The organism is Citrobacter sp. R-1.5.2 (assembly GCF_035064245.1).
Taxonomy (GTDB): domain Bacteria; phylum Pseudomonadota; class Gammaproteobacteria; order Enterobacterales; family Enterobacteriaceae; genus Citrobacter.
In genome coordinates this window covers 1-388 of sequence record NZ_JASEYC010000102.1, presented here as the reverse complement: position 1 = coordinate 388, position 388 = coordinate 1, and the positions used below count along the sequence as shown (strand labels likewise).

Below are 388 nucleotides of genomic sequence, written 5' to 3'. Positions count from 1 at the left end.
CACACCCTCCGCCACTCGTTCGCGACGGCCTTGCTCCGCAGCGGTTACGACATTCGAACCGTGCAGGATCTGCTCGGCCATTCCGACGTCTCTACGACGATGATTTACACGCATGTGCTGAAAGTTGGCGGTGCCGGAGTGCGCTCACCGCTTGATGCGCTGCCGCCCCTCACTAGTGAGAGGTAGGGCAGCGCAAGTCAATCCTGGCGGATTCACTACCCCTGCGCGAAGGCCATCGGTGCCGCATCGAACGGCCGGTTGCGGAAAGTCCTCCCTGCGTCCGCTGATGGCCGGCAGCAGCCCGTCGTTGCCTGATGGATCCAACCCCTCCGCTGCTATAGTGCAGTCGGCTTCTGACGTTCAGTGCAGCCGTCTTCTGAAAACGACA

General features: G+C 61.9%; 1 protein-coding gene. It reads left to right on the top strand.

Annotated elements, in window-relative coordinates:
* Positions 1 to 186, top strand: a 186-nt coding sequence (locus QMN38_RS26800) for a tyrosine-type recombinase/integrase (RefSeq protein ID WP_072201085.1), incomplete at its 5' end; no start/stop codon positions are given.
* Between the last annotated feature and the right edge of the window lie 202 nt (positions 187 to 388).